Origin of the sequence: Streptococcus parasanguinis, from assembly GCF_001578955.1 — a bacterium.
Classification (GTDB): domain Bacteria; phylum Bacillota; class Bacilli; order Lactobacillales; family Streptococcaceae; genus Streptococcus; species Streptococcus parasanguinis_U.
The window spans coordinates 720,152-721,358 of sequence record NZ_KQ969689.1; the positions used below are offsets into that span (position 1 = coordinate 720,152).

Genomic DNA, 1,207 nt, shown 5'->3' on the forward strand with positions numbered 1-1,207 from the left:
ATGCTAATGAGTGTCCAATTAATTAGATTGTAATTCGCTCATGTACCAATTTAATAGATCGTTCTGTAATATGTTGTCTTCTCTCTTCATTCCTCATCTCAGAGAATTCTGGTGATTTATGGTATAATAAGGTCTATATATGTGAGGACAAAGAGATGATTAATAGAGTAACAGACAACAAATTTAAACTAGTATCAAAATACCAACCGTCTGGGGACCAACCGCAGGCCATCGAGCAGTTGGTGGATAACATCGAAGGTGGCGAAAAGGCCCAAATCTTGATGGGGGCAACTGGTACGGGGAAGACCTATACTATGAGTCAGGTCATTGCCCAGGTCAATAAGCCGACCCTGGTCATCGCCCACAATAAAACGCTAGCGGGCCAGCTCTATGGGGAGTTTAAGGAATTTTTCCCTGAAAATGCGGTCGAGTACTTCGTATCTTACTACGATTACTACCAGCCTGAAGCCTATGTGCCATCGAGTGATACCTATATCGAAAAAGATAGCTCAGTCAATGATGAGATTGACAAGCTTCGTCACTCAGCAACCTCCGCTCTTTTAGAACGAAATGACGTTATTGTAGTTGCGTCTGTTTCATGTATCTATGGGTTGGGTTCGCCTAAGGAATACTCGGATAGCGTAGTGAGCCTGCGTCCAGGTCTCGAGATTTCTCGTGATAAACTGCTGAACGACTTGGTGGATATCCAGTTTGAGCGTAACGACATCGACTTTCAACGGGGAAATTCCGTGTCCGTGGGGATGTGGTCGAGATTTTCCCAGCTTCGCGTGATGAACATGCCTTCCGGGTGGAGTTTTTCGGGGACGAAATTGACCGCATCCGTGAGGTTGAAGCTTTGACGGGCCAGGTTCTGGGAGATGTGGATCACTTGGCTATTTTCCCAGCCACTCACTTCGTGACCAATGACGACCATATGGAAGTAGCCATTGCCAAGATTCAGGCGGAACTAGAAGAGCAGTTGAAAGTCTTTGAAAAAGAAGGCAAGCTCTTGGAAGCCCAACGCCTGAAGCAACGGACCGAGTATGACATTGAAATGTTGCGGGAGATGGGCTACACCAATGGCGTCGAAAACTACTCTCGTCACATGGACGGCCGGAGTGAAGGAGAGCCACCTTACACCCTTCTTGACTTCTTCCCTGAAGATTTCCTCATCATGATCGATGAAAGTCACATGACCATGGGCCAA

1 pseudogene is annotated in these 1,207 nt (G+C 46.5%); it reads left to right on the forward strand.

The annotated features are described in order from the left end of the window. Positions 1–155: 155 nt before the first annotated feature. A pseudogene (locus tag SPADD19_RS03455) lies at positions 156–1,207 on the forward strand (DEAD/DEAH box helicase family protein); the annotation flags it as partial.